The sequence below is a fragment of the Brevibacterium otitidis genome (assembly GCF_042429315.1).
Taxonomy (GTDB): domain Bacteria; phylum Actinomycetota; class Actinomycetes; order Actinomycetales; family Brevibacteriaceae; genus Brevibacterium; species Brevibacterium otitidis.
Genome location: NZ_JBHMAU010000078.1, coordinates 1 through 549, shown reverse-complemented (window position 1 = coordinate 549; position 549 = coordinate 1). Strand labels below are relative to the sequence as shown.

Here is a 549-nt window from a genome sequence, read left to right as displayed (position 1 = left end):
CGGACGGATCAACGCAACGGCATCGCAGCACGCAGAGCCAGTCAGTGCCTGGGTCACGCCGGAAACCCCGCCCCTTACAAGTATCAACGTCCGTGCCTCGTGGGAATGTGGAACCAGAGCTGAAACCCGGTAGTGAGGAAGCGTTGTCCGTGCCTCGTGGGAGGGTGGAAGCACAACGGAAAACACGACCACAGTCGACAGACACGGGAGGGTGGCAGGGATTCGAAACCTGAGTGTTTCATAAGAATCCAATCGAAGTCATTGTAACCGGCTATCGAACACCACTACACTTGATGTCAAGACAACGACGTCAACCAACGAGGGAGGTGACCCCCGGGATGCGCACCACGACCCCACCCCACAATCACGACACCGCTTTTGCCGATGCTGCTGGTGCTGGTGTTGGTGGTGTGTCGGATTTTGATGATTGTCTCTATCAGCTGTCGTCTACTGCGAAGCTGGTGGACCAGCAGCAGATGACAGCTCTCGGGCACCTGTTCAACACCTTCCTCACCCGCACTGCCGCCGATTCGCCCGGGGATGTTTCGG

At 57.7% G+C, this 549-nt stretch carries 1 protein-coding gene; it reads left to right on the top strand.

What is annotated here, in order from left to right; translation table 11 throughout:
* Window positions 1-338: 338 nt before the first annotated feature.
* A partial coding sequence (locus ACFFN1_RS13520) for a hypothetical protein (protein WP_376841353.1) occupies window positions 339-549 on the top strand: 211 nt, incomplete at its 3' end.